Origin of the sequence: Mycobacterium sp. SMC-11, from assembly GCF_046250095.1 — a bacterium.
GTDB classification, from domain to species: Bacteria; Actinomycetota; Actinomycetes; order Mycobacteriales; family Mycobacteriaceae; genus Mycobacterium; species Mycobacterium heraklionense_A.
Genome location: NZ_CP176430.1, coordinates 3,476,504 through 3,501,193 on the forward strand (window position 1 = coordinate 3,476,504; position 24,690 = coordinate 3,501,193).

Annotated in this window: 30 protein-coding genes and 2 pseudogenes; 10 read left to right on the forward strand and 22 right to left on the reverse strand. The window is 66.1% G+C overall.

All coding sequences use genetic code 11. The features are described 5' to 3' along the window. Nucleotides 1-3 precede the first annotated feature (3 nt). The 4 genes from ACKY0X_RS16505 to ACKY0X_RS16520 are packed head-to-tail and all read right to left on the reverse strand — an operon-like array spanning nucleotide 4 to nucleotide 3,851. Nucleotides 4-1,011, reverse strand: coding sequence for an SDR family oxidoreductase (locus tag ACKY0X_RS16505; protein ID WP_409426910.1), 1,008 nt, complete (start codon nucleotides 1,009-1,011; stop codon nucleotides 4-6). Then, nucleotides 1,008-2,681, reverse strand: a complete 1,674-nt coding sequence (locus tag ACKY0X_RS16510; protein ID WP_409426911.1) for a GMC family oxidoreductase — start codon at nucleotides 2,679-2,681, stop codon at nucleotides 1,008-1,010. Before ACKY0X_RS16510 ends, ACKY0X_RS16505 begins: the two co-directional genes overlap by 4 nt. Beyond that, nucleotides 2,681-3,427, reverse strand: coding sequence for a gluconate 2-dehydrogenase subunit 3 family protein (locus tag ACKY0X_RS16515; RefSeq protein WP_409426912.1), 747 nt, complete (start codon nucleotides 3,425-3,427; stop codon nucleotides 2,681-2,683). The genes ACKY0X_RS16510 and ACKY0X_RS16515 overlap by 1 nt, the downstream gene beginning before the upstream one ends. 13 nt (nucleotides 3,428-3,440) lie before the next feature. Further along, entirely contained in the window at nucleotides 3,441-3,851 is a 411-nt protein-coding gene (locus tag ACKY0X_RS16520; RefSeq protein WP_409429669.1) for a hypothetical protein, read from the reverse strand. A 239-nt stretch (nucleotides 3,852-4,090) separates the two neighbouring features. On the opposite strand from ACKY0X_RS16520, the gene ACKY0X_RS16525 reads away from it, so the two are divergent. The 4 genes from ACKY0X_RS16525 to ACKY0X_RS16540 all read left to right on the forward strand — a co-directional run bounded on the left by ACKY0X_RS16525 (nucleotide 4,091) and on the right by ACKY0X_RS16540 (nucleotide 6,369). After that, a complete protein-coding gene (locus tag ACKY0X_RS16525; protein WP_109413498.1) occupies nucleotides 4,091-4,324 on the forward strand; it encodes a hypothetical protein in 234 nt (77 codons plus the stop codon). 9 nt (nucleotides 4,325-4,333) lie between these two features. Continuing rightward, nucleotides 4,334-4,492 (forward strand): hypothetical protein, encoded by a 159-nt coding sequence (locus tag ACKY0X_RS16530; RefSeq protein ID WP_409429781.1) that lies wholly within the window; start codon nucleotides 4,334-4,336, stop codon nucleotides 4,490-4,492. 93 nt (nucleotides 4,493-4,585) lie between these two features. After that, nucleotides 4,586-5,542: an anti-sigma factor RsbA family regulatory protein gene (locus ACKY0X_RS16535; RefSeq protein WP_409426913.1), complete on the forward strand. Its 957-nt coding sequence runs from the start codon at nucleotides 4,586-4,588 to the stop codon at nucleotides 5,540-5,542. Continuing rightward, complete coding sequence (locus ACKY0X_RS16540; protein WP_409429670.1) at nucleotides 5,542-6,369, forward strand: MEDS domain-containing protein; 828 nt, start codon at nucleotides 5,542-5,544, stop codon at nucleotides 6,367-6,369. The genes ACKY0X_RS16535 and ACKY0X_RS16540 overlap by 1 nt, the downstream gene beginning before the upstream one ends. A gap of 541 nt (nucleotides 6,370-6,910) precedes the next feature. Here the strand turns inward: ACKY0X_RS16540 and ACKY0X_RS16545 are convergent. After that, nucleotides 6,911-7,333, reverse strand: a complete 423-nt coding sequence (locus ACKY0X_RS16545) for an Hsp20/alpha crystallin family protein (RefSeq protein ID WP_409426914.1) — start codon at nucleotides 7,331-7,333, stop codon at nucleotides 6,911-6,913. Nucleotides 7,334-7,470: 137 nt separating this feature from the next. Between ACKY0X_RS16545 and ACKY0X_RS16550 the strand changes: the two genes are divergently transcribed. Further along, on the forward strand, nucleotides 7,471-7,857 hold the full coding sequence (locus ACKY0X_RS16550; RefSeq protein ID WP_409426915.1) for a MerR family transcriptional regulator: 387 nt from the start codon (nucleotides 7,471-7,473) through the stop codon (nucleotides 7,855-7,857). Beyond that, nucleotides 7,854-8,066 (forward strand): hypothetical protein, encoded by a 213-nt coding sequence (locus ACKY0X_RS16555; protein ID WP_409426916.1) that lies wholly within the window; start codon nucleotides 7,854-7,856, stop codon nucleotides 8,064-8,066. The genes ACKY0X_RS16550 and ACKY0X_RS16555 overlap by 4 nt, the downstream gene beginning before the upstream one ends. A gap of 15 nt (nucleotides 8,067-8,081) precedes the next feature. On the opposite strand, the gene ACKY0X_RS16560 is transcribed toward ACKY0X_RS16555, so the two are convergent. The 7 genes and pseudogenes from ACKY0X_RS16560 to ACKY0X_RS16590 form a co-directional block, all read right to left on the reverse strand. Continuing rightward, nucleotides 8,082-8,309: a CDGSH iron-sulfur domain-containing protein gene (locus ACKY0X_RS16560; RefSeq protein ID WP_409426917.1), complete on the reverse strand. Its 228-nt coding sequence runs from the start codon at nucleotides 8,307-8,309 to the stop codon at nucleotides 8,082-8,084. Then, on the reverse strand, nucleotides 8,306-9,001 hold the full coding sequence (locus ACKY0X_RS16565) for a HemK2/MTQ2 family protein methyltransferase (RefSeq protein ID WP_409426918.1): 696 nt from the start codon (nucleotides 8,999-9,001) through the stop codon (nucleotides 8,306-8,308). The genes ACKY0X_RS16560 and ACKY0X_RS16565 overlap by 4 nt, the downstream gene beginning before the upstream one ends. 6 nt (nucleotides 9,002-9,007) lie before the next feature. Beyond that, on the reverse strand, nucleotides 9,008-10,828 hold the full coding sequence (locus ACKY0X_RS16570) for a thiamine pyrophosphate-requiring protein (RefSeq protein ID WP_409426919.1): 1,821 nt from the start codon (nucleotides 10,826-10,828) through the stop codon (nucleotides 9,008-9,010). 46 nt (nucleotides 10,829-10,874) lie between these two features. Then, nucleotides 10,875-11,557: pseudogene (locus ACKY0X_RS16575) on the reverse strand (UdgX family uracil-DNA binding protein). Next, nucleotides 11,557-12,519 (reverse strand): TIGR03557 family F420-dependent LLM class oxidoreductase, encoded by a 963-nt coding sequence (locus ACKY0X_RS16580; RefSeq protein WP_409426920.1) that lies wholly within the window; start codon nucleotides 12,517-12,519, stop codon nucleotides 11,557-11,559. Before ACKY0X_RS16580 ends, ACKY0X_RS16575 begins: the two are co-directional and overlap by 1 nt. Before the next feature lie 216 nt (nucleotides 12,520-12,735). Beyond that, entirely contained in the window at nucleotides 12,736-12,993 is a 258-nt protein-coding gene (locus tag ACKY0X_RS16585; RefSeq protein WP_409426921.1) for a hypothetical protein, read from the reverse strand. A gap of 195 nt (nucleotides 12,994-13,188) precedes the next feature. Continuing rightward, entirely contained in the window at nucleotides 13,189-13,668 is a 480-nt protein-coding gene (locus tag ACKY0X_RS16590) for an MPT63 family protein (protein WP_409426922.1), read from the reverse strand. A gap of 272 nt (nucleotides 13,669-13,940) precedes the next feature. On the opposite strand from ACKY0X_RS16590, the gene ACKY0X_RS16595 reads away from it, so the two are divergent. Further along, a complete protein-coding gene (locus ACKY0X_RS16595) occupies nucleotides 13,941-14,606 on the forward strand; it encodes a PAS and ANTAR domain-containing protein (protein WP_409426923.1) in 666 nt (221 codons plus the stop codon). Nucleotides 14,607-14,684: 78 nt separating this feature from the next. Beyond that, entirely contained in the window at nucleotides 14,685-15,434 is a 750-nt protein-coding gene (locus ACKY0X_RS16600) for a sulfate transporter (RefSeq protein WP_409426924.1), read from the forward strand. Between the two features lie 39 nt (nucleotides 15,435-15,473). Here ACKY0X_RS16600 and ACKY0X_RS16605 read toward each other — a convergent pair whose 3' ends face one another. The 3 genes from ACKY0X_RS16605 to ACKY0X_RS16615 form a co-directional block, all read right to left on the reverse strand. After that, entirely contained in the window at nucleotides 15,474-16,175 is a 702-nt protein-coding gene (locus ACKY0X_RS16605; RefSeq protein WP_409426925.1) for a GAF and ANTAR domain-containing protein, read from the reverse strand. Nucleotides 16,176-16,326: 151 nt separating this feature from the next. After that, nucleotides 16,327-17,553 carry a glycosyltransferase gene (locus tag ACKY0X_RS16610; protein WP_409426926.1) on the reverse strand — a complete coding sequence of 409 codons (1,227 nt, stop codon included), beginning with the start codon at nucleotides 17,551-17,553 and terminating at the stop codon, nucleotides 16,327-16,329. After that, nucleotides 17,550-18,557: a glycosyltransferase gene (locus ACKY0X_RS16615; protein WP_409426927.1), complete on the reverse strand. Its 1,008-nt coding sequence runs from the start codon at nucleotides 18,555-18,557 to the stop codon at nucleotides 17,550-17,552. Before ACKY0X_RS16615 ends, ACKY0X_RS16610 begins: the two co-directional genes overlap by 4 nt. A 281-nt stretch (nucleotides 18,558-18,838) precedes the next feature. Here ACKY0X_RS16615 and ACKY0X_RS16620 point away from each other — a divergent pair, with 281 nt between their 5' ends. After that, complete coding sequence (locus ACKY0X_RS16620; protein ID WP_409426928.1) at nucleotides 18,839-19,273, forward strand: STAS domain-containing protein; 435 nt, start codon at nucleotides 18,839-18,841, stop codon at nucleotides 19,271-19,273. Here ACKY0X_RS16620 and ACKY0X_RS16625 read toward each other — a convergent pair. Together ACKY0X_RS16625 and ACKY0X_RS16630 are read right to left on the reverse strand one after the other, a co-directional pair. Further along, a pseudogene (locus ACKY0X_RS16625) lies at nucleotides 19,270-19,404 on the reverse strand (MFS transporter); the annotation flags it as partial. The gene ACKY0X_RS16620 and the pseudogene ACKY0X_RS16625 sit on opposite strands and share 4 nt — an antisense overlap. A gap of 80 nt (nucleotides 19,405-19,484) precedes the next feature. Further along, nucleotides 19,485-20,189, reverse strand: coding sequence for a cutinase family protein (locus ACKY0X_RS16630; protein WP_409426929.1), 705 nt, complete (start codon nucleotides 20,187-20,189; stop codon nucleotides 19,485-19,487). A gap of 274 nt (nucleotides 20,190-20,463) precedes the next feature. On the opposite strand from ACKY0X_RS16630, the gene ACKY0X_RS16635 reads away from it, so the two are divergent. Beyond that, nucleotides 20,464-21,405, forward strand: coding sequence for an esterase family protein (locus ACKY0X_RS16635; RefSeq protein WP_409426930.1), 942 nt, complete (start codon nucleotides 20,464-20,466; stop codon nucleotides 21,403-21,405). A gap of 18 nt (nucleotides 21,406-21,423) precedes the next feature. Here ACKY0X_RS16635 and ACKY0X_RS16640 read toward each other — a convergent pair whose 3' ends face one another. Genes ACKY0X_RS16640 through ACKY0X_RS16660 form a run of 5 tightly spaced genes read right to left on the reverse strand, consistent with a single transcriptional unit; the run spans nucleotide 21,424 to nucleotide 24,585 of the window. Then, entirely contained in the window at nucleotides 21,424-21,582 is a 159-nt protein-coding gene (locus ACKY0X_RS16640) for a hypothetical protein (RefSeq protein WP_409426931.1), read from the reverse strand. After that, nucleotides 21,579-22,142, reverse strand: a complete 564-nt coding sequence (locus tag ACKY0X_RS16645) for a hemerythrin domain-containing protein (RefSeq protein ID WP_409426932.1) — start codon at nucleotides 22,140-22,142, stop codon at nucleotides 21,579-21,581. Before ACKY0X_RS16645 ends, ACKY0X_RS16640 begins: the two co-directional genes overlap by 4 nt. Nucleotides 22,143-22,189: 47 nt before the next feature. Next, complete coding sequence (locus ACKY0X_RS16650; RefSeq protein ID WP_409426933.1) at nucleotides 22,190-23,650, reverse strand: aminotransferase class I/II-fold pyridoxal phosphate-dependent enzyme; 1,461 nt, start codon at nucleotides 23,648-23,650, stop codon at nucleotides 22,190-22,192. Nucleotides 23,651-23,668: 18 nt separating this feature from the next. Continuing rightward, the gene (locus tag ACKY0X_RS16655) at nucleotides 23,669-24,016 is read right to left on the reverse strand and encodes a hypothetical protein (RefSeq protein WP_409426934.1); all 348 of its coding nucleotides are present in this window, start codon (nucleotides 24,014-24,016) and stop codon (nucleotides 23,669-23,671) included. Next, on the reverse strand, nucleotides 24,016-24,585 hold the full coding sequence (locus ACKY0X_RS16660; protein WP_065039069.1) for a type 1 glutamine amidotransferase domain-containing protein: 570 nt from the start codon (nucleotides 24,583-24,585) through the stop codon (nucleotides 24,016-24,018). Before ACKY0X_RS16660 ends, ACKY0X_RS16655 begins: the two co-directional genes overlap by 1 nt. Nucleotides 24,586-24,690 lie beyond the last annotated feature (105 nt).

A 24,690-nucleotide genomic window follows, 5' to 3' on the forward strand; every position in this document is an offset into this window, starting at 1 on the left:
GGGTCATCGCGGCCGCCGCGCAGCCAGTACGCCGGCTCCGGCCATCCCCAGGGCGGTCGCGGCGCCGGCGACCAGTCCAGGGTGCCGGGACGCCCAGATCTGCGGGCTGTGCGCGTGCGAGGAGTCGTCGAACGCCCCGCACGCACCGTGGTCGCTGCCCGGCCGTTCGTCGAGCGGTTGCCAGAGGTTGTACGGCTTGTCGCCATCGACCCGCTCGCCGGTCTGCTGCGAGTCGTAGCCGGTGCGGGCCAAGTAGCGATCGAGCAATGGCGCCGCGAAGCGCTGAGCCAGCAAGGTGGCTACGGTGCTCTCGCCCACCCAGTACTGCTTGCGTCGGGGATGGTCGGCGGCCCGCAACACCGCCTTGGCCACCAGCTGCGGCTGGTAGATCGGTGGCACCGGTTGCGGGTGGCGGGGAAGCCGGGACAGCACCCAGGAGAACTGCGGCGTATTGACCGCCGGCATCTGGACGAGCGTGATGTTGACCTTCGAGCCGTCGTGCAGCAGCTCGCAACGCACCGATTCGGTGAAGCCGTTGACGGCGTGCTTCGCGCCGCAGTACGCCGACTGCAGCGGGATCGCCCGCTCCCCCAGTGCTGAGCCCACCTGGACGATCGTGCCGTGGTCGCGGGGTTTCATTCGGGCCAACGCCGCCATGGTGCCGTAGACGAATCCGAGATAGCAGACCTCGGTCACGCGTTTGAACTCCGCGGGCCCGATCTCGGTGAACGGCGCGAAGACCGATGCGAAGGCAACGTTGATCCAGGTGTCGATCGGCCCGAATTCGGCCTCGACACGATCGGCGGCGGCCGCCACCGCATCGGGGTCGGCGACGTCGGTGGGAATGGGCAGCGCGGTGCCCCCGGCCTCTTCGACATCACGCGCCGCGCCGCGCAGGCCTGCTTCACCGCGCGCGAGCAGGGCGACATTGGCGCCACGTTTGCCGTACAACTGCGCGACGGCCCGGCCGATCCCCGCACTGGCTCCGGTGGCGACAACGGTCTGTGTCATATCTGGGCTCCCTTCTGCGAGATGCGCTTGCCGGCAAGACGTTCGGCGAGCCGAGAAGCCAGCGCCATGATGGTCAGCGCCGGGTTGGCAGATCCCTGCGTCGGGCAGACCGAGCCGTCCGAGATGAACAGGTTGGGCACCCCCCACACCCGGTGGTCAGCATCGACGACCGAGTTCTCCGGCGCAGTGCCCATCCGAGCGCCGCCGATCAGATGGGCGTAGCGCTGGATGGTCAATACGTCCTGGGCGCCAGCCGCATGCAGGATGTCGGTGATCACCCGGGTCGAGTAGGCCATATTGGCCTTGTCGTTGTCACAGCGGGTGTAGTCCATTCGGGCCACCGGGATCCCGTAGCCATCGACTTCGTCGGCCAGGGTGATCCTGTTGTTCGGGAGGGGAAGCAGTTCGTTGAGCACGCCGATCGTGCTCCAGTGGTTGTAGTCGCGCATATATTCGCGCATCGCTCGGCCCCAGTGTCCGTCGGCGAGCACGTGCTCCGACCAGCCGATCGGCAGCGGCGACACGGTCTGGATGGAGAATCCGCGGGCGAATCCTCGGGCGGTGTCGGTTTCGTAGAACTGCTCGCTGGTCACCTGCGGCGGCGGGGCCTTATACATCCGCAGCTCCTGCGGCCATCGGCCCGCGGTCTGCGCAGCGCCTTGGACCATGACGTAGCGGCCGACCTGATCGGAGTTGTTCCCCAGCCCGTGCGGGAACCGCGGGCTGGTCGAATTCAACAGCAGCCGTGGGGTTTCGATCGAGTACCCGGCGACCGCCACGACCTTTGCGCGCTGCAGGTTCTCGGCACCGTTGTTGTCGTAGTAGACCACGCCACGCGCCGCTCCGGTGTCGTCGAGTTCAATGCGCGAGGCCATGCAGTCCGCACGGATCTCCACACCGTGTGCCAGCGCGTCGGGCAGGTGGGTGACGTACGGACTGGCCTTGGCGTTGACCTTGCAGCCCTGCAAGCAGTAGCCACGGTAGATACAGTGCGGGCGGTTTCCGAAGGTGCCGTTGACGATTCCGACCGGACCCACCCGCATCTCGATACCCAGATTGCGGGCGCCTTCCCACAGCTTGGACGCGGCACCGGAGATCGGGTGCGGCGACGACGGGTAACGGTGCGGATACCCCCAAGGCCAGTTCTGCCCCGCGACCGGCAATTCGGCCTCGAGTACTTCGTAGTGACGACGAATGTCCTCGTAGGCGATCGGCCAGTCCGCACCGACGCCGTCAAGGCTGAATGTCCGCAAATCGCTCGGGTGAAAGCGTGGACAGTAACCGGCGTAATGCACCATCGAGCCACCGACGCCCCGACCGGAATTGTTCTTGCCCAACTCGATCGGGTCGTCGCCGCCGATAATGCGCTTCTGCGTCCAGTACAGCGGATGCGCTCCGGCTTCGTCGGAGACCCAGTCGGTGTCGGGATGCCAGAACGGTCCTGCCTCAATGATCACGGTGCGCCAGCCGGCCCGTGCCAGTCGCTGCGCCAGCACCGATCCCCCGGCTCCGGCGCCGATGACCACCAGGTCGACCTCGTCATCGATTGCATACCGGCGCATCGTCTTCTCGCCGGGCAGCTCCCGCGACTGCACGTCCAGCAGGAACCGCGAGTCGTTGTCGGGTGGGCCCAGCGATCCTTTGAGCAGGCCGCGCCAGAAGTCGCCCACTACGAATCCTCTTCTTGCACCAGTTCAACCGGGTCTTTGTCGATGGCACCGCGGGTTTCGAACGGCTCACGCACCGCCGCCGGACCGCTCGGACCGCCCAATCGCATGAAACCGCGCGGGTAGGCCGGGCCGCCGAAGCCGATCTCGTTCCACGCCCAGGGATGGGAGTAGAACGCCGACAGGGTCATCCGCATACACACCGACCATGCTCGAGTCTCGTTCAGCCGCGACCAGGCGCCGCCCTGTAATCGGCCTCGCGAGAACTGGTCGACCAGAGCCAGTTGGGTGGGGATCTCGGCTTGAGCGAACGACGCCTTGCCGTACCGCTGCCCGGCGGCTTCGTCCAAGCCGCGCAACACCAGACGCCAGGTGTCCCGATCGTCGGGCATATCGGCGTACTGGTAGCCGTCCAGCTGACCGTCGGCCAGTTTGGCATCGACGAATTCGGCTACCGGAACCCGCGGTTCGGCGTCTTGTGCCAGCACGATGTCACAGAATGCCCGCAGGGTGGGCTCCTCTGCCGCGGCGAAGAACCGCAGCGGACCCGGCGGCTGCAGCCGGGCCAGCACCACTTTCCTGGTGGCCTCATCCCAGCGGTCCTTGGACGCGAGCACGTCGAAGTCTGGATAGCGCCCGATCATCTGCGGCGTGACGCCGCGGCGTTGCCGGGGCAGCCGCGACGGATGCGGCGGTTGGCGATCGGCCCGTAAGTTCGGCAGGTGGTCGGGGCGGGAGGTGTCGGCCATGGCTGCCGGCCCCTCAGCGTTCGCGGCGCAGCACCGCGGCCAGCAAACCCATCCCGCCGACCATCGCCATCAGGCCGGGCGCTGCGATCGGCGGCCCCATCGGAACGTTGTAGGACGCCATCTTCCAGCCGCCGGGCTTACGCGACACCCCGCGAGCGTGCAGGTACTCCCCCAGCAGGCCGTTGGCGGCGTACACCCCTGCGGTCAACGGCAGCCAGCGCTTGGCCCAGCGGCGCGAGAACACCCCACCGATCCCGGCGACCACCACCGGCGGTGTAACCAGGACCGGGCTCCACATCCACTTGTTGCCGAAGCCGGCCTTGTAATGCTCGAGATAGATCTCGGCGGTCGTGACGATCGCGGCGAACGCCGTCATCGCCGATAGTGATCTTTCGAAGCGGCCATGCGCGACGTTGCGGAGCATCCGATCGACAATGTCACCGGCTTCGCCGATCCACTCCGCGTGACTGCCCGCCCGCACACCGGATTCGCCGGTTTCCAGCAACATCATCTGCGCCCCCGTTCGTTCGCCGATGTTCCGCCGAATCCCGGCAGTACCCCGCCGCCTTCGCGGTCAAACATCGCCCGGCTCGCGTGAGGTCTGCCAGGTTTCGACAGCGGTCGAACGGGGAATTGATCGGGGTACAGATGAATGGAGGACGGATGCGATTCGGTGGATTGGCCGGGACGATTGTGCTGATCTGGCTGCTGATCGGCGTCTTTGCGGCATGGCAGCGCGACTATTTCCACGGCAGTCAAACGAGTTGCGCAACTGCCGGAACCATCGCTGTCACCACATTGGCGGGCCCATTGAACTACCTCGGGTTCAACCCGGTTGTGTCCGATTGTCATTTACCGCAACCTTCTTCGCTTGGTGCGGTCGGTTTGATTGTCTAGAAGGGATTGGTGATGATTGCCCTCGGAGTGATCCTGCTTATTCTGGCGCTCATTTTCAAGATCAACATCCTCTGGACGATCGGCGTCATTCTGCTGATCGTCGGCGCCGCACTGTGGATTCTGGGCGCCGTCGGTCGTCCGGTCGCGGGTCGGCGTTACTGGTATTGATGCCAACCTGCGGGATAGCGCAAACATTGGGACCGCGCCTCGCACAGTCGGGGTCGAGGCAGCTCGGCGCGTTGGATGACAGGGGCACACTCGATGACTGTCGCCGCCGACGCTGATCGCGGCTCCTTCAGGCATATCGCGCTGTTTTACCGCTCCCCACAGGATTATCTCGACTACCTGGTGCCCTACGTCGCCGATGCCGTGGCCGCCGGTCTCCCGATCCTGGTGGCGGTGCCAGAACCAAACCTCTCGCTAGTGCGCAATGCCCTGCCGGCCGGCGCAGCCGAGTCGGCGAGCCTGTCCGATATGACCCAGGTCGGGCGCAACCCCGCTCACATTCTGGGTGGTGTGCTGGGGGCGTTTGCAGCCCGACACCCTTCGGGACCGATACGGATGGTCAGCGAGCCGATCTGGAGCGGCCGGTCCAACCTGGAGTACCCGGCCTGCGTGCAACATGAGGCGTTGGTCAACGAGGCGTTCACCGGTCGAGACCTCACCATGCTCTGCCCTTACGACGCAACGCATCTGGACTCCGATATGCTCGTCGACGCCGAGATCACGCATCCGAGCCTGGGGCATTCCGGGTACCCGGAGCGCACCAGTTCCGGCTTCGCTCCCGACGCCGCGTGGGAGCGCTACAACGAGCCACTGCCGGGCAGTGCTACGGCGGCAAGCTGCACCTTGCACCGACTGACCGATCTGGCCGGCGCGCGTCAGTTCGCCGCCAAGTACGCCCGCTGGTTCGGTTTCGCCGCCGCCGATGTCGCAGATCTGCAGTTGGTCGTCAACGAGCTGGCATCCAACAGCCTGCAGCATGGCCGGGGCCCGTGCACGCTGCTGCTGTGGGCAGCGGGCGACCAATTGATCTGTCAGGTACGCAATGCCGGCCGCTTGACCGATCGACTGGCCGGGCGGCGGCCGCTTATCAGCGACTACGACCACGGATGCGGACTGTTCGTGGTCAACGCGACCGCCGACCTGGTACGCATTCACACCGCGGCGAGCGGAACCACGGTGCAAGCGCATCTACGGATGAGGAAGTCGGCGTGATGAGGGCGTATCGGGCGGACCGGTCGGGCGAGTTCGGCCACATCGGCTGGGAATACCGGGATCCCGGGGAGTTCCTGTTCCGCGCTGCGGAATACGTCGCGGATGGATTGAACCTCGACCAACGCGTCGGCTATGTCGGCGCGGACGACCCCGCCACGATGCGGGCCGCCTTGGCCGCGGCCGGCCTCGGAAACGACGCCCGCGAGGTACACGTCAAGACCGTGCCGGAGCACTTCCTGTTCCAAGGTGGGGTCGTCGACGCCGAGCGTATGACCGAGCGTTATGCGACGGCTGCAGTCGCCGCGGTCGCTGACGGCTACAGCGGATTACGTATCGTCATCGACGTCACGCCGGTGGTGCGCACACCCGCACAGCGCGACGCGCAGGCGGCTCTGGAATTCCTCGGTGATCGGCGAATCTCGACCCTGCCGGTTGCGGTGATGTGCGGCTACAACGTGGCCGAACTTGGTGACGCCGCAGCCGGCTTGTTGTGCCTGCACCCGGCGGCCGGACCTGGTTCGGTGCCGTTTCAACTGTATGCGCAGCCCGCTGGGCGCAACGCGATCGCACTGGCCGGCACACTCGACGCCGCCAGCGAGCCGCTGTTCCTGACCACCCTGCAGCGGGTCCTGCCGCTGCTGTCGCACGACACCCTCGAGATCGATGCGCGGGAACTGGAATTCGTCGGTCACCGGCAGCTCTGCCTGCTCGACCGTTACTGCGCCGCCCACGGCCGAAGGGCCTTACTGCGCAGCGACCGAGCAGTCGTGCACCGGCTGGTCAACCTGCTGGAGTTCGCCAACATCCGCATCGAGACGACGACGTAAGGCGTGCTGATCGCCGTCGGTCAGGCCGGCGAGGCCCGCTGCCGGAGAGAGCAGTGACGGCAGCGTGGCCCCGTCGACATCCGCGGTGACATCGTGTGCGGCTCAGCGTATTTCGCTGCCACCTACGTGGCGATGCGCGCGCAGTCCCCGGTCTGCGTCGAACACACTCACAATCGTCGGATAGCTGTGAGCGACGCACGATTCACCGCCCGGCTGCGTCGCGGAGGGGACCGCTGCGTCGGCCATACTCTCCTGGTGCGCCGCCGCGTGGCCGACCGATGTCGGCGGCCGGACGGCAACGAGGCATCACGCGGCTCGCACGCGGCGCCGCATAAGAGGAGCTTCGGGGGGCGAGGCCGGGCGACGGGCATGTCGGTGGATACCGCGGTCCAGCGGCCAGGCACTGCGGCGGTCAACAGGCGCAGCCATTCGGCGCGCACAACGCTCTCCGCCTCGTCGAGCGCCTCCGCGGTCAAAGTGTCGGTGGTCATCGCGCACACCTCCTTCACCGGTTAGCAGGCCGCCGCCCGGCCTCTCGCAATCAGGCGTTAATGGCCCGTTCGCCGTGGCTGCTGGCGATCTTGATCCGCCGGGGCTTCGCCTTCTCGGCGACCGGAATTACCAGCCTCAGCACCCCGTCTTGATAACTGGCCTGGATCTGGCCGGCGTCCAGATTGTCACCGAGGAACAGCTGGCGGCTGAACACACCGCGGGGCCGCTCGGCAGACACCATCTCGCGACTTTGATCCAGCCCCGGACGTTCGGCATGCACCGTCAGCACATTGCGTTCGACATCGAGATCCAGGGAATCCTCTGCCACGCCGGGTAGGTCGAACTCGACGATGAACTGGTCGCCGTCACGCCAGGCATCCATCGGCATGACCGCCGGCCGCGCCGCGGTGCCCAGTACCTGCTGGGTCCAGCGGTCGAGATCACGGAACGGGTCGGTACGCATCAACATCATCTCCACCTCCTAGATCTGCGACAGATCATCTATGTCTGTCGGCATAGATTTTTATATAGCACCGGTGGTAGGTTCCTGCAAGAGGGTGCACGAGAGATTTTTCGACGAGTGGAAACGGATGCACAGTGGTCGACGAGATGAATGCCCGATCCGGGCTTGGGGTATACGGCATCTCGGTGGCGGCCGAGTTGTCGGGTATCGGACCGCAGACCTTGAGGCTCTACGAGAGCCGCGGCCTGCTCACCCCGGCGCGCACCGCGGGTGGGACGCGTCGCTACAGCGATGACGATCTTGCGCGGCTTCGACGGATCACGGAGCTGGTAAGCATCGGCATCAACGTGGCAGGTATCGGGACCATCCTCGGCCTGGAGGCGCGCAACGCCCGATTGGAGTCGGACAACACCAGGCTGGAATCCGACAACAGCCGGCTGCGATCGGACAACTCCCAACTGAAAACGGACTATGCACTGCTTGCCGCCCAACGCGCCGACCCGCCCCGAACGCGGAAACGAAAGGGGTCATGATGACCAACCCTGAACGGCTACCGGCGACCGAAGACGTTCCGGAGGCAGATCTCGCCGAGCAGCGGATCCCCGCCGACGAGAGCGACGACGGGGGGCTGGATCCGGCCGTCCTGCAAAACGCCGACGACACCGAAGCCAACCCGGCCGATCTGATCGATCAGGCCATCAGCATTCCGCTCCCCGACGACGACTACGACGCCGACCGATAAGGCAACCGCCGACAGCTACTCGGATTTGACGACGTCCGCGTCGGTTCGACGGTCTGGCACTCTCCGACGCCGATGGCTGGTGTCGCACAGTGGATAGTTGCGACTGCGCCCACAGGTGCAGATGGCCACCATGAAGCGATCGGATTCGATGACCCCCTCGGGGGTCTCGATGCGCACCGGACCGGCGACCAGGACCGGGCCGTTACGAATCGGCCGAACTAGCCTCTTGTCCGGAGTCGTCATGGCTTATCCGCCCGGATCACCACCAGTTGTTCCACACGACAGCCGTTCGATACCCGGCCGGTGGATTCCAGCCAGCCGGCGCGCGCCGAGAGCACCGGTCCGAACGGAATACTTCGGACGGCGGCGATCTCGGCTGACAGTCCCGATTCCCGCAGGCTGTGCAATGAGTGCGCGACGTCAGCCAGGGCGGACTGCACCAGCAGCAGGGAACCGCCGCTGCGCAACAGCGCCGCCGCCGACCGGCAGAGCGGATCCAACACGACCCGCCCGTCGACGCCGCCGTTCCACGACCATTCCGGACCGCCCGCCGACGGAATAGGCCCACCGCCGCTCGGTGAGGGCACATAAGGCGGGTTGGCTACCACGAGATCAAAGGGGGCACAGCGCAATGCGCCACTCCACGGTCCCTGGCGAATCACTACGTCGACACCGGCGGCGCGCGCGTTATCCCGGGCACACCGAACCGCTCGCGGGCAGATGTCGAACGCAGTGACACTCTGTGCACCCAGCTCGGCCGCCGCGATGGCCGCCACCCCGCTGCCGGTACACAGGTCCAGCACCCGGGCCGCGCGGGCCAACCCCGTGCGTTCCATGGTCTCGATGAGAAGATGCGAATCCTCCTGCGGCACGTAGACACCGTCTAGGTGCGGCGGCCGGCGACTCAGGGCGCCGGGCACCCCCAAAGTGGTCATCGGCGATTACCCGCCGTTCTTGCTGCGGATGTCGCGCACCGACTGCTTGGCCGACTCGGTGAACTCGTGCATCTTCTGCTTAGCACCCTTGGTGACGACGCTTACGCGGTCCGGGTCCTTGATGATCGCTTTGGCGGTGTTCTTGGCGATCATCTTTTCGATATGCGGTGGGACCGGTGGAATATCGGGGTCCACCACGACTTCGAGCACTACTGGACCGGGCGCGGACAGCGCCTGGTCCCAGGCCTGGCCGATCGTATCCGGGCTGTCGCATCGAATTCCGGTCAAGCCGAGAAGTTTGGCGAATTCGGCGTAAGGCACGTCCGGGATCATCTGCGAGTCTTCGAACTTGGGCTCGCCGCCCATGGCCCGCTGCTCCCAGGTCACCTGGTTGAGGTCCTGGTTGTTGAATACGCAGAAGATCAGCGGTCCATCAGACAGCCGGTCCAGATAGCGCTTCACGGTGATCATCTCGGCCATCCCATTCATCTGAAAGACGCCATCGCCGACGACGGCGATCACCGGCCGGTCCGGGTGAGCGAGCTTGGCGCTGATCGCATACGGAGTGCCGGGCCCCATGGTCGCGAGGTTCCCGGCCAGTGAGGCCGCCATGCCGCGCCGCAGCCGCAGGTGCCGCGCCCACCAGTTGGCGACCGACCCCGCGTCGGTGGTGACGACGGCGTTGTCGGGCAGACGCTTGGCGAGCTCGTGCACCACCAGTTCGGGATTGAGCGGGCTGGCCTTATCGTGGGCCCGGTCGTCGAGAACCCGCCACCAGGTCTCCACTTCGCTTTCGATCTTGCGCCGCCAGGACCGGTCCTTCTTGCGGTTCAACAGCGGTATCAGTTCGGCCAGAGTGTCTTTGGAGTCACCGATCAGATTGGCCTGGACCGGGTAGCGCACCCCGATCATCCGGCCGTCGTGGTTGATCTCCACCCCGCGAGCCTGCCCTTCTTTGGGCAACCACTCGGCGTAGGGGAAGCTGGTCCCGATCATGAGCAAGGTGTCGGCACCCGACATCATGGCCTCACTGGCCGTGGAGCCCAGCAGTCCGATCGGCCCGGTCACATACGGCAATTCATCGGGCAGCGCGGCGCGTCCCAACGACGTCTTGGCGACACCGGCGCCGAGCAGATCGGCGGCCTCGACCACTTCGTCGGCGGCGTCAGCGGCTCCCGCGCCCACCAGGATCGCCACTTTCTCGCCCTCGTTGAGGATCTCGGCGGCTTTGCGCAGCTCGTGCTGCGGCGGGATCATCCGCGGTTTGGTCCACCCGACACTGCTGAAGACGGCCCCATGCTGGCGTGGCGGTGACGGGACCGCCTCTTCCTCGGCGACGTCCTCGGGCAGGATGATGGTCGCCACGGTCCGATTGGTCAGCGCCACCTTGCAGGCCCGGTCCACCAGGTGGCGAGCTTGGACCGGCGCCATGCAGGTTTGAACGAAGTCCGAAGAGACGTCCTTGTACAGCGAGTTCGGGTCGATCTCCTGCTGGAAGGCCGCGCCCAGCGACATCCGCTTCTGCTGACCGATGATCGCGACCACCGGCTGGTGGTCCAGCTTGGCGTCGTAGAGCCCGTTGAGCAGGTGGATCGCCCCGCCGCCCGAGGTGGCCAAGCAACACCCGAGCTCGCCGGTGAATTTGGCGTGGCCGGTGGCCATAAAAGCCGCCATCTCCTCGTGGCGCGGCTGGATGAGTTCGGGGTCTCCGCCGGCCCGGTCCAAGGCGCCGACCATCGAGAGAATGCCGTCACCGGGGTAGCCGAAGATCCGGTGCACCCCCCACTGACGCAGCCTATCGAGGATGAAGTCCGCGGTTTTCGGCATTGGTTGCTCCCTTCAACACGCACACGGTTACCCGCCACCGGGTTTGTCAAACGGCGGGGTGCACCAGCGGTGCGCTACCTCCGGTCACGGCGTTGCGGGCTATCCGCAGGTCGTCGACGAATGCTTCGTAGGCTTGCGCATGCTGGTCGCTGCGGTCACGAAGCACCGCCGAGGGATGAACCGTGGCCAGGACCCGCGGCCGGCCGTTGGACCCGGCTAGGCCAGGCAGGCACAGCAGCTCGCCGCGTCCGGTGGAGATACGAAACGAGGGTCCGAGCAACGACTGTGCGGCCGTGGCGCCCAGGCAGATCACCACTTCCGGCCGCACCGAGTCGATCTCGGCGATCAGCCACGGCCGGCACGCCACCACCTCGGTGCGGCCCGGCTTCTGGTGGATCCGGCGTTTGCCCTCGCGGCGGGTGAACTTGAAGTGCTTGACCGCGTTGGTCACATACACCTGCGCCGGGTCTTGCCGGCGTCGCGTACCGCACGGTCCAGCAATCGCCCGGCCGGGCCGACGAAAGGGTGGCCCTCGAGATCCTCGTGATCGCCGGGTTGCTCACCGACCAGCATCAGCGGCGCACCCCGGTGCCCCTCGCCGAACACGGTCTGCGTCGCGTCGCGGTACAGCGTGCAACCGCGGCACTGCGCAGCCGCCTCACGCAGCGCCCCCAGCGTCCGTCGTTCCGGTAGATAGCGCTGCGCCCCTGGCTCTTTCGTCGCTACCATTACGCCGACGCCGCCAGCTCGGGCGCGATCTCGGATTCCCAGAAGGCGAAGAAGCTCTCCTGGTCTGCTCCGATCTGCTGAACGTATACCTCGTCGAAGCCGGCGTCGGCGAACTCGCGGATCCGGTCCAGATACGGTTTGGCGTCCGGCCCAGCAGGCACTGATCGTTCCACCGCCTCGGGGGTGACCAAACTCGACGCCTGCTCGAAATGCACCGGCGTGGAAAGGTTCTGGCCCAGTTCGCCGGGTAGCTGCTCAATGGGCCAGGTGGCGTGCGCGGTACGCACCGCATCCTCTTTCGACGGTCCGTAGCACACTTTGAACCCCGCTTGGGCGGGCTTGCCGATGCCGCCGGCGTGATGGAACTCCGACACCAGCTCTGCCGCCGGCATACTGCACTGGTAGCCATCGCCGATCCGACCCGCCAGTCGCGCCGAGTGCGGACCGTATCCCGAGACATAGATGGGAGTCGGTTGCGGCGGCAGGGTATAGAGCCGGGCATTCTCTACCGTGTAGTAGCGCCCATGGTGGTTGACCTGCGCGCCGGTGAACAGTTCACGGATCACCGCGACCGCCTCGTCGAGCATGCCGCGCCGGATGGCTGCCGTGGGCCAGCGTCGGCCAGTGATGTGTTCGTTCAACGCCTCCCCGGTACCGACTCCCAACGTGAAGCGGCCCTCGAGTAGCGCGGCACTGGTCGCGGCCGCCTGGGCGATGACCGCCGGGTGGGTCCGCACAATGGGGCAGGTGACCGCGGTGGTGATCGGCAGTGCGCAGGCCTGCGACAGCGCGCCGATGACCGACCATACGAACGGGCTGTTGCCCTGCCGGTCATTCCACGGGTGAAAGTGATCGGAGATCCACAGCGCCTCGAAGCCCGCCTGCTGTGCCCGGACCGCTTGGCGAACCAGCTCGTTGGGGTGGAACTCCTCGCAGGACAACGCGTAACCCAGGGTCGTCATGAGTCATGACATACCCGCCGTTGCGGTGGCTAATCGTGGTTAGCGGTTCGGAACGCGCTGCGGCTAGACCTCTGCGTCTTCGATGCGGATCGCACCGGCGACCGGAGCTGGCCGAGTTGCTTCGGCGCGCCCATACGGCGAACCGCAAGGGCGCCGAGGAGGGCAAGTCGCTGCTGCGGCAACGATTGCAGACCTGACCCGAGAAGGCGATGCTGTTCAGTTCCCGGTTGCCGGGGCGCTGGCAGATGTGGTTCCCGAGATCGTGGTGGTCGCTGAGCTCGTGGTGCTCGATACTGTCGTGGCTTCCAAGTCCGGGTCTGCCTTCGCCGAGCCAGTCGAACCCGGCCCCGCCACCACCACGACTGCTGCCCCCGCCATAGCTGCGATCGCTGCCATCGAGCCCAGCGTCTTGCCCGGTATGCCCCGCACGCCCATGATGTCCTCCTGATAGGTCTGTCGCTGACGCGTCGTCAATGGCGCGTGCTGAGGACGTTTACCCCGGAAGCCTGGGCGTAAACATTGTGGACGAACTTCGTCCTTACCGGCGGGAGTTCTCAAACCTCTGCGCGAAGTTGTGCTCGGCGAACTCCACGCCCCTAAGACGCTGTACCGCAGAGCAACCACATCCGGATGGGCCCGACCCCCGATCGGGCCCATCTCGGTTCGGCGTCAGGCCTTGCTGGTCCAGATCAGCACGTCCTGCACGCCGTCGTTGTAGACCACTCCGTCCGGCGGCGGGCCGGTGACATCGAAGTAGATCTTGCCGTTGGCGGCAGCCCCCTGGCCGATCGGCCCGGGATTGATGCCGCCCGGCGTCGGGACGGTGTTGATCACGCGGTAGGTGTCACTGTTGGCCGCCCTGGCGTTGAAGTCCGACACGACCGGGGTCACCGTTCCGCGGTCGGCACGTGCGGTCACGTCAGCTTGATACAGCTTGCCGCGGGGCTGGTAGCCCGGAATGGTGACGCTCGCCGGTCCCAGGTTGCTGACCGTGTAGGACGTTGCCATCGCCCCGTCGTTGAGCTGTTCGGGCGTGCCGAACGGTTGGATCGCCGGCTCGGCCATGGCGGTGGTCGCGGAGAGAACACTCAGCACCGCGATTCCAGCCGCGCCGGCGGCCGTCTTGGCTGCAGTCTTGGAGAGCTTCACTTCTGACTCCTTCCATCGAGTCGATATTCAGCGGCGGTCCACTTTGCTGGAACACACCTGTCACAGCGCGTACCCGGCACGGCCGACGGGAAAACCCGGTGGTGGTTGCGCAGCGTCTGGAAATTGTGGATAGTTGCGTCGCTAGGGCGTTCAGGACGCAGCGCCGGCCTGGATAGCCCGTGTGCGTTCATTCCTGCGATTCCAGGCCGCGGTTTGCCCGCCGGCCGTTGGAATCAGCTCATACTGTTGGGGTACGAGAAGGCGGGTATGCGGTGGTCGGGGATGTCAACGCTTCATTTACGACGCCGATTGGCGACGACGAGGTCGAGAGTGATCTCGATCTGGTAGTCGGTCACGGCGAGCCGCAGCGGGTCGGCCGGTTCCGGTACTGGCTCGGCGAGCAACGCTGGGAGTGGTCGGATACGGTCGCCCGCATGCACGGCTATGAGCCGGGCACGGTGACACCCAGCACCGACTTGCTGCTACAGCACAAACATCCCGAGGACCGCGCCCAGGTGGCCGCGGTGTTGGAGCGGGTCCTTCAAGGCGAGTCCTTCAGCAGCCGGCATCGGATCATCGACACCGGCGGCCAGGAGCACTGGGTGATCGTGGTCGGCGATCGCATGCTCGACGACGACGGCACGGTGACGGGCACGGCCGGTTTCTATGTGGACGTCACCGATGTTTTGCAGGCCGACGTCAGCGCCGCGGTCTCCGAGGTAGCCGAATCGCGCGCGGTGATCGAGCAGGCCAAGGGCGTGCTGATGGTCGCCTACGGCATCTCCGCCGAGCGCGCGTTCGACATCCTGGTGTGGCGTTCCCAGGAGACCAACGTCAAGGTACGTGACCTGGCAGCCCGGTTCCTGGCTGCCTTCACCGGCAGGCTGCCTGCCGAGGTGCTCTCCGACCTGGACCACACACTTCTAACGGTGAGTTGAAAACTCCATCCGCCACCAAAGGTGAGGTTGCCGGCGCCGGTGGGTAGCCACTCAGGTGGAAGGTGGTGAGCGCCTGCGATGACTGCGGACCGGCTCAGGGTGGAGGCTAGCACTCTGGGCGGGGTGTGCCTATTGACCGTCGTTGGCACCCTGGACAGCAGTACCTACCTCGAACTGCGCGATAGCGTGATCAAGGCGGCGTTCTACGAACCACCGGCGGTACTGGTCGACGTCAGCTGTCTGCACGTCCCCGCTCCCTCTGCGTGGTCGGCGTTCTCGAGCGCTCGTTGGTATGTCAGCGTTTGGCCCGAAATCCCGATTCTTTTGATCTGTGGGCGAACCGACGTGGCAGCGCAGATCACGAAAGCCGGGGTAACACAACATGTCCCGGCGCATCTCACCGTTGAAAGCGCATTGGGATCACTGGGGCGCTTCAAGCCCATTCGCCAAAGGATCCGAACCGAACTGCCGCGTCGGCTGAGCAGCTTGCACTATTCACGCGAGTTCGTAGCCGAGTGGTTGTCCAAATGGTCACTGGATCAGCTGATCCCAACCGCGAAGGTGGTAATCGATGTGTTGGTGGAAAATGTGTTGCGGCATACCCAGAGTCCGCCGACGGTCTTATTGGAGAACTCTGATTCCGGAGTCACCATCGCGGTACAAGATTCCAACAACGCTCCGGCTGTTCTGCACGAAACCGCCGCAGGTGGCGCAGACCGGACGTCTGGACTGGCTGTGATCAGTGCGCTGTGCCGCGCTTGGGGCAGCACTCCCGCTCCGACCGGCAAAGCTGTATGGGCAGTACTCGGTTCGGAGAATCGACTTTAGGCTCGTCAGTCCGTTGACGCACGACCGCCGGCCGTGGCCTCACTGACCGGAACCTTGCCGGCCCACCAGCTGCTGCGACACCCCGAACAGCGGAGTATTCGTATTCTGCGACAGTCGCTTGAGCAGCTCAAAAGCTTGCACCGCGTCGATGTCGAAGCGCTCCATGAGCATGCCTTTGGCCTGGCCGATGACGTCGCGCGAGGCCAGCGCACTGCGGAACTGTTCGTCGCGACGAACCATGTGCCAGGCCAGCGCGGCGTGGGTGGCCAGGACCAAACCCAACTCCACCGAATCATCATCGAAAGCGTTGGCGGACTGGGCGTAGAAGTTTAAGGCACCCGTGGTGTCCTCACCGGTGAACAGTTCGAACGCCAGGATGGACCGGATCGGTGTCGTGTCCGCGACCTCCTGGCAATACGACGGCCAGCGCTCCTCGCTGGAGATGTCATCCAGGCGAATGACGTGGTGCTTCCACGCCGCGGCCAGGCACGGCCCCTCCCGATGGCGGCGCTGAATGTCATCAAGTACAGCCGGGTACCTGTCTGTCGCAGAAAGGGTTTGCACGTCGCCGACAGACGTGGTGAGCGTGACTCCGGCGTGCTGGGCGCAGGACATGTGCGCGAGTAGGTTCACCAGCAACTCGTCCAGCGCGCCCTCGGATTCGACGCGCGAGCGCTGATTCAACGTCTGCACCAACTCCGCCACGTCGCGCATCATGTCGTTGCGGCTCGTCACCGCCATGTCTTCGCTCCGCCCAGGTCCCCCGCTAGGTGCATCCATGCTCCTCCGATTGCTCAGTCGCATCAACCACTTCAACGTCGCGGACGACAATCTGTGCCGGAGCCGAACGGCCTGCCAGGTAATCCTCAGGCATTACATGGGGGTCAGGCCACTACCACGAACCCGACGCCCGGGCCGTGATGCGTCCGGCCGCTGCCGCCGGTAGAAGCCGGTCGTACACCCGCAACGTGTCGGTGGCGATCCGATCCCAGGAGTACCGCGAACGGGCCCGTTCTCGCCCGGCCTTGCCAAAGCTGGACGCGGTGCGGCGATTCCGCAGGATGGCGTTGATCGCGTTCGCACAGGCGCGCGGGTCCTTCGGCGGTATCAGCAGGCCCGTCAGGTCGTGGACGACGGTGTCGAGCATCCCGCCCACCGCCGACGCCACCACCGGCACCCCACACGCCATCGCCTCCAAGGGCACCATGCCGAACGGCTCGTACCAAGGCGTACATGCGACGACGTCGGCAGACCGCAGCAACGCCGGCATATCGGCGCGGGCAACGGAGCCGCAGAGCGACACCCGTTCCGCCACACCGAGGTCGGCGGCCAGCTTGAGCAGCCGACAGGCTTCCGGAACGGTGTCGAGTTCGGCCTGCGGGGGTCCGCCGGCGATCACCAGCTCAGCGCTGGGCACGGTGGTCAACGCCTCTATCACCGTGTCGAATCCCTTGCGGGGGACGAACCGGCCGACGGCAACGATGCGCCGCCGCCCCGAGTGTTCTGCGATCGGACCGCGCGGGGAGAACTGCTCCACGTTGACACCGCATGGCACCACCGAGATTCGCAACCGATCTCGGCCGAGGCGCATCAGCTCGAAAACCTCGTCGCTGCAGCCAGCGGTCACCCAGGTCGCCTCTTCCGCGACGCGGGTCTCGAGCCGCAGCCGTTCGGCGGGGCTGGTGTCGCGGCGCCCCTGGTGACGCTGCTTGACCACGCCCAACGCATGAAACGTCTGCACCGTGGGCACCCGGCGGCGTTTGGCAGCCAGCTGCGCGGCGATCCCGGACATCCAGAAATGCGCGTGCGCGATGTCTGGCCGCTCGCGGTCCCACTGCGCGTCCAAGTACCGCCCGAAGGCGACCATATATTGCAACAGTTCGTCTTTGGGCACCTGGCGCGGTGGCCCCACGGGCACGTGAACCACCGTGTAGCCCTGGTCGGTGCGCACCCGCTCGGGCAGATCCGGGTTGTCGCGGCGGGTGTAGACGTCGACATCATGGCCGCGGTGGGCCAGTGCCGCCGACAGCTCGGCGACGTGGACGTTCTGGCCGCCGGCGTCGGCTCCACCCAGCGCGGCCAGCGGGCTGGCATGTTCGGAAATCATTGCGATCTTCACGGCAGCACTCCCCCGCTACTCGCGGCGCTGCATTGCGCCTCGATGACCTGGTCCCACTGACGCAGGAATCGGTCGAGGCCGAAGTGTTCAGTGGCGTAGTTGCGGGCCGCCTTGCCGACCACCTCGGCCAGATAGCGGTCGGCGACCAGCCCGCTGAGCGCAGTCCGCAAAGTGTCGAGGTCCGCGCTGACGACGCCCGCCTCGGGGGGCACCACCATCGGTGCCATCGTGGAGGCCACCGCCACCACCGGCATTCCCAGGAACATGGCTTCCAGCAGCGACAAGCCCAACGACGTCCAGCGCGCGGTGTGCAGATAGACCCGGCGATGCGCCAGTTCCTTCATCAGCTGATCGGTGCGCAGATCGCCGCGGCCGACGACACCCGTGCACCGATGCACCGGATCGTTGAGGTCTTCGGTGCCGATCCCCCAGACGTCGACCGGAGCGGATTGCCCCAACGCGCCCAGCAGATCGGCACCGACGATGCGCCACCGCCGCAGCGGTTCGTTGATCAATGCACCGGCGGCGGCGATGTCGCCGGTGTAGAGATGGCCTGGGTCGGCGATTCCGTGGTCTATCACCGTGGTGGGGGCCCGGCCGTTGTCCCACATCAGCTGGTTGAACGCAGTGACGTGGATCAGCGGGATGTCGTCGCGGTCCGCGATCGGGTGCAGACTTTCCACCACGAACGGCCGCGGGGTGTTGTGCTCGACGTAGACCGCGGGAACATCAATTCCGGGCCGGCGACCCAGCAGGCGGGCGGTGAGCTCCAGCTCGTGGGGTCGCTGCAGTACCACCAGGTCGATGTCTTGGTCGCGCAATTCGGCCAACGGCACTTCTTGCGCCCGCGGCCAGTCGCGACCGCACAGCCCCCGCCCGTCGGGATCACGCGGGGCATTGACCGGAATGAGGTAGCGGTGTTCGCCGGCGACAAAGGAGTCCATCCACGACCCGTGCACATGCCAGACGAGCAGCGAACGCTGGGTGGTCTGCGGAAATGCCATAACCGGTTGTTACCCGCGACACCGGCGCCTAAACGTGGAAAAGGTCCCCGAAGCGGTTTGCTGCAAGGGAATTCGGGGGCCCTCAGGATAACTACCGTTACCGAATCGTTGCAGTGCGCCGAAGATCGGCGTACGTTCGTTAGCAGGTTGAGTTCACAGCCACCCGGAAAGACGCGTCAACCACGCTAGCCAGGGAGGCCCACTCCCTGCATCTCATCCGTGAAGGTGTAACTCGCATCGACGCGATCCACAGTACGAGTTTCGACTGATGGAGTAATTCAATGCCCGCTTTGAAAACCGCCGGATCGGTGTTCCCGGCGAACCGAATACATTCCCTTCCCCCGTCCGATACCTGGGCAAGCCGCACGGCCCGTTCCGTCACCCGGTGGGGCCGCTCTGGAGCAGTGATCAGCGTGGGCGGTGAACTCGACGCCTCCAATGCCGGTCAACTGGCCGACTACGTGCAACGCTGCGCGGGCTACTGCGAGTGGTTGGTGCTGGACCTCAATGATCTGGAATTCATTGGTACCGCTGGCTTTTCAGCCCTAAAAACCATCACCGACCGCTGCGCTGAAGCCATGGTCTACTGCACGACGGTGCCCGGCGACGTGGTGTCACGCCTGCTGCGAATCTGCGACCCGGGCAACGCTGTGCCGACGACGCCGTCGGTGGCCGACGCGCTGGCCGGCGTGCAGGGCTTCCGGCACGTCCACTAGCCCTCGCGCCCTCCGGCGATTTCGCGGGCCCGTGCTTCACTCTCCACCGCCGGCCCCGACCCGGGGAGCCGCCTTCCAGCGACTTCGGGGGTGAAGACCAGCGCGAATGCACCGATGGCCCCGGCTGCGACGCCGCACCTCGTCAGGGTCGGAGACCCGGATCTGCTCGCGCCGCCACCGTCGTCGGCGATGTCGGCGGGGTGTCAGTGCGCTATCCCACGCGGCCCTGGATCAGCTGGCGGGCGGCGAAGTCGGCCCCCTGTTGAACCATCGTTGCGTCGTCCCCGGCGTAGCTGTCGTGCGCCGCGAAGTTCATGCCGTCGGAGCACACCGCGTCCTCGACGGCGCACACCTGCAGGGTCTTTGCCTGATACAGCGGACCGATGACGATCGTGGGTTCCTTGAGGAAGTTCATCGCCCGTTCGTTGGGCATCGCGAACAACACGACCGCGGCCACGTGATCGGCGACGTCGGGCTCCAGTGGCTTGGGCACGGTCGCCGGGTCGACCCCGTCAGGCACTTGGGCCGAGGTGACGAAACCCATCACGGCCGCGCCCTGGGAGTAACCGCCCAACACCATCTTGGTTCGGGGACAGCTGGTCGCGCGGGAGACGACGTGAGCACCGGCGTCCCGAATACCGTCGACCCCGGTATCCCAGTGGTCGTTGGCCGGATAGTTGACCGCGTAGACGGCTGGGCTTGTTCCCAAGCGGGCGTTCAGTGCATTGAGGAACGCTTGGCCCGTCGGGCCGACGCCCGGTGGCTCACCCGTTCCGCGCGCGAACACCACCTCGGTGTCGGGACACGGGGCCGCCCTCGCGGCGGGAACGCCGGGGGTCAAAAGCATCGCGGCACCGACTGCCGATACCGCGATCGCCAGCGAGCCAATGGAATCGAGGCTGGTACGAGCGGACATGTCGGTGTAGGTGCCCACCGCGCCCCCGGCTCAAACCGCCTGCGCAGAAATTTTTTTCGCGGCAGTGCTTTGGCGAACGCTCTGGACAACGGTCCCCCACTTTGTTAAGACAAGTAGGTCAGATATCTGTCTTCAGACTGCAGGGCAGCCATCCGCGGGTTCTCGCAATGCCGACGGGTGGACCCAAAGCCTTCGGGACCTGTGTCGATCCCTCCCCTCTCGCACACCCGGCCGACGGGCCTTGGACCTCGGGTCTGCGCGAAAGGGGAGAACGATGTGGAACAACGCAACGCACCGGCCGCGCCGGGTCAGCGCGGTCGCGGCGGCGGCAGCGTTGCTGCCGGCATTGATCGGCCTGGGCGCATCGGCCCCGCCCGCCGGCGCCGCGGGGCCCGAATTCCTGTCTGTGCCCTCGCCGAGCATGGGCCACAACATCACCGTTGAATTCCAGGGCGGCGGCGCACCGGCCGTCTACCTGTTGGACGGCTTGCGGGCCCGCGACGATCGCAGCGGCTGGGACATCGAAACGCCGGCGTTCAGCGAGTACGCCGGTTCCGGGATGTCGGTGGTGGCACCGGTCGGTGGGCGTTCCAGCTTCTACACCGACTGGTACGGGTCGGCCAACGGGCAGACCTACAAATGGGAGACGTTTCTGACCAGCGAGTTGCCGAATTTCCTCGCCGGGAAAGGTGTGCGCTCCACTCGCAACGCGGTGGTGGGCATCTCCATGTCCGGGTCGTCGGCGTTGATCCTAGCGGCCTACCATCCGCAGCAATTCGCCTATGCCGCCTCACTTTCGGCGCTGCTGACGCCGTCCAGCGGCAACGGCCCCACGTTGATCGGAATGGCGATGAACGACGAGGGCGGGTTCAACCCCCAGGACATGTGGGGTCCCTCGGGTAGCGCAGGATGGCAGCGCAACGATCCAACCGTCCAGGCCGGGCGCCTGGCGGGCAACGGCACTCGACTGTGGATCTACAGCGGCAACGGCACCCCGTCCGAGATCGGCGAGGGCAGCCTTCCCGGCCAGGTGATCGAGCAGGTCGTGATGCAGAGCAACGTCGCCTTCCGCGACGCCTACACCGGTTCGGGCGGTCACAATGCGACGTTCAACATCGACGCCGCCGGGGTGCACAGCTGGGGCTACTGGAACGCGCAACTGGTGGCCATGAAGGCAGATATGCAGGGCACGCTGGGCGCGGGCGGGCGAGTCTGACTTAGGCCACGGAGCCGATCAACACCAGTAGCGTCTGCCGGCGACGGGGCGCCCCACCGCCCCCAACAGCCAGAACACCGCTCCCACGACCAGCAGGACGATCCCGACCGCCCACAGGACGTAGATGTCGAAAACCAGGCCCAGGATCAGCAGCAGCAGCAACCCGAGGCCGATCATGAGTCATACCCCAGGATCGCGTCGCGAGCCCGGTCCACCATGGAGGCAAAGGGCCCGACAAACGCGTTGGCCAGTGCGCCCTCGACCCCGGCGTGTGGCCTGGTGGGAGCGATCGCCTCGGCGAGCCTGACCGCCCTCTCCAACAGCTTCAGTTCGGATTCGCTGAGTTCGTCACGCAGCCGGGCAAATTCGTCGTGTTCTTCGTGGCCGGCATGTTCGAGGACATCGTCGCGAAGCTCCCGAAGCTTTTCGGTGAAGAACTCCGAATCGACGTTGACGTTCTCCAGCTCACCCAGGGCCTCCTTGGCCTTCTTCTCCTCGGCCAACCGCGCATCGATCATCGCGCGGCCGTTGTCGAGCTCGTGGGCAGCTCGCGGATGCACGATCTCCTCTTCGGCCGTCTCATGAACGGCCAGCAGCCGGCGCAGCCGGACGAACGACTCGTCTCGCTCGGAGCCGGCGGCCAGCAGTGTCTCGTCGAACAGCGTCTTGATGCGCTGATGCTGCTCGGTGAGGAAATCGACCACGTCCGTCCGGCTGTGCAATGTCGTCTGTGCCATGGCTATGGGCTACCCCGACGATGTTGGGGCAAAACCCGCGCCGGCCCTTAGGCCACCACGCGGATCTGCTCGAGTGACGAATCCGCGGCGTCGGGCAATGCCATCCCGGCTGCCAGACCGGACCGCAGATAGTCGATGACGGCGGTGTCGAGGCGCTCGCCGGGCACCACTGCCGGCACGCCCGGCGGATACGGGGTGATCTGCTCTGCTGCGATGCGTCCGGCAGCCCGCGATGCGGCGACCATCTCGGTAGGACCGAAGAATGCTTCCCGGGGCAACTGCACGGTCTCCAGTTGCAGCTCCTGCGGCGAAGGCAATCGGATCTTCGGCGGTCGTTGGAAAGATGCCGCGGCGTCGCGCCACCCGTGTAGCGCGTCCAGCAGCCGGTCAGCCGTACCGGAGTCATCGGCGAAGGACATGGTGACCAGGATGCGCCGGTGATCGGCCAATCCCACGTCGAGGAAACGCTGTTCGCGTAGCCAATCCCTGGCCTGATAGCCCGACGTCCCGGTCCCCGATACGTCGATCAGGACCTGCAGTCGGTCCAGATCGTGCGAGGCCTCCACACCGAGCAACGCGTCTTCGAGCACTTCGACTCCCGCAATCTCCCCGATGCGCCCGCGCACCTCGCCTGCCAATTTAAGTGCGGCGTCCAACAATTCATGCCCGTGGTGCACCATCTGACGCCGCCAGCCATCCAGTGCTGCGTAGATCGGCACGCTGGGACTGGTGGTCATCAACAGATCGGCGCACGCCGTCAGCCGCTCACGGTCGATGAGATCGCCCTGAATGTGGTACACCGAGCCCTGCTCGAATCCCGCGCCCATCTTGTGCACGCTGACCACGCAGACGTCTGCGCCGGCGTCCATCGCCCAGGTCGGAAGATCTTCGTGGAAGGGCAGATGCGCGCCCCAGGCCTCATCGACAATCAGCGGCTTGCCCCGGTCATGACATATCTCGGCGATGGCAGCCAGGTCCGCGCAGGTACCGTACGGCGACGGGCTGACCACCAGAGCGCCCGCGGCGTCGGGATTCTCCTCCCACGCACCGGCCACCCGTTCCGGCGACGGCGGATGGCACAGATGCCGGTCGGTGTCCCACCGCGGGACGATCCAGCGCGGCCGGATGCCGGAGAAGATCAGTCCACCCACCACGGACTTGTGGCAGTCGCGCGGCAGCAGCAGTCCGCCGTCCGCACCGCCGGCCACCGCCATCATCGCGGCGCGAACGGAAAGCGAACTGCCACAGGTGGAGAAGAACGCCGACGAGGCACCGACGGCGTCGGCCATCAACTGCTCGGCGTCGGTCAGGAACTCCCCACGCGCTTCCCAATCATCCAAACCACCGCGGGCGAGTACATCGGCGCCGAACAGATCGGCGCCCAGCACGTCGAGCACCGACTCGTCTGCGCCGCGTCCACGGCGGTGTCCTGGCGGGCTGAACCCGTACCGGTCCCTGCGTTGGTAGTCGGCGAGGGCTTCCAGCACAGGTGCTCGGCGCTGATCCATTGACGAGCCGCCTGCCCTCTAGCGCCGGAAGGCGATCACCAGCGCCAGCAGATCGATCCCCAGCAGCGCCCAACCGGCCACCGGCACCCAGAATCCACGCCGGCGCCCCGCCGTGAAGAAAGAGGCCAGGATGGTCAACGCGGCAATGACGGGCGCGCCGTAGTAGAGCATTCCGAAGACCACTCCACTGGGCCCGAGGTCGGGGCACTCGGCGGTGCTGCAGGCGGCGGTGCTCATCACGGCCCCCGTCGCGACCACCATCACCAGGGCGGCGCCGGCGGCAGTCAGCAGGGCAGCGGCCCAGTTGACCCAGAGTCGGGCGCGGCGGTTGTCGCTCTCGACTGGCACCGGCATCGGCTCTGCCATCACAGCGTCGCTCCCCGGGCCGCGAACTCGTCCACCAGTGCATCACAGAAGGCCGGCAGGTCGTCGGGTTTGCGGCTCGACAGCAGTATCGATGGACCGCAGTCGCAGCGCACCAACTCCTGGTCGACCCAATCGCCGCCCGCATTGACGATGTCGGTACGCAAGCTGGGCCACGACGTAATTCGCCGGCCGGCAACGACTCCGGCTTCGACCAGTGTCCACGGGCCATGGCAGATAACGGCGACAGGTTTACCGACGTCAAAGAATTCGCGCACGAACGACACCGCGCGTTCGTCGGTGCGCAGCTGGTCGGGGTTGGCCACCCCGCCCGGCAGGACCAGTGCATCGAAGTCATCCGCCGAGGCATCTTTGACCTGTCGGTCCACGTCGAACTTGTCGGCTCGGTCCAGATGGTTGAAGGCCTGAACCGGGCCGTCGGCTGTGGACACCAGCGTCGGACGCGCACCGGCTTCGGTGACCGCCCGCCACGGTTCGGTCAGCTCGACCTGTTCGACACCCTCCGGCGCCACCAAAAACGCGACCCGCCGTCCTTCCAGCGATCCGGACATGACCTCTCCTTTCTGTGCTGCGGTCGGCTCCCCGGTAGCGACTCGCATACCCGACTGCCCGGTCCCACAAACGAAGCGGTGTAGTAGTGCACGTGCGGGGGTACC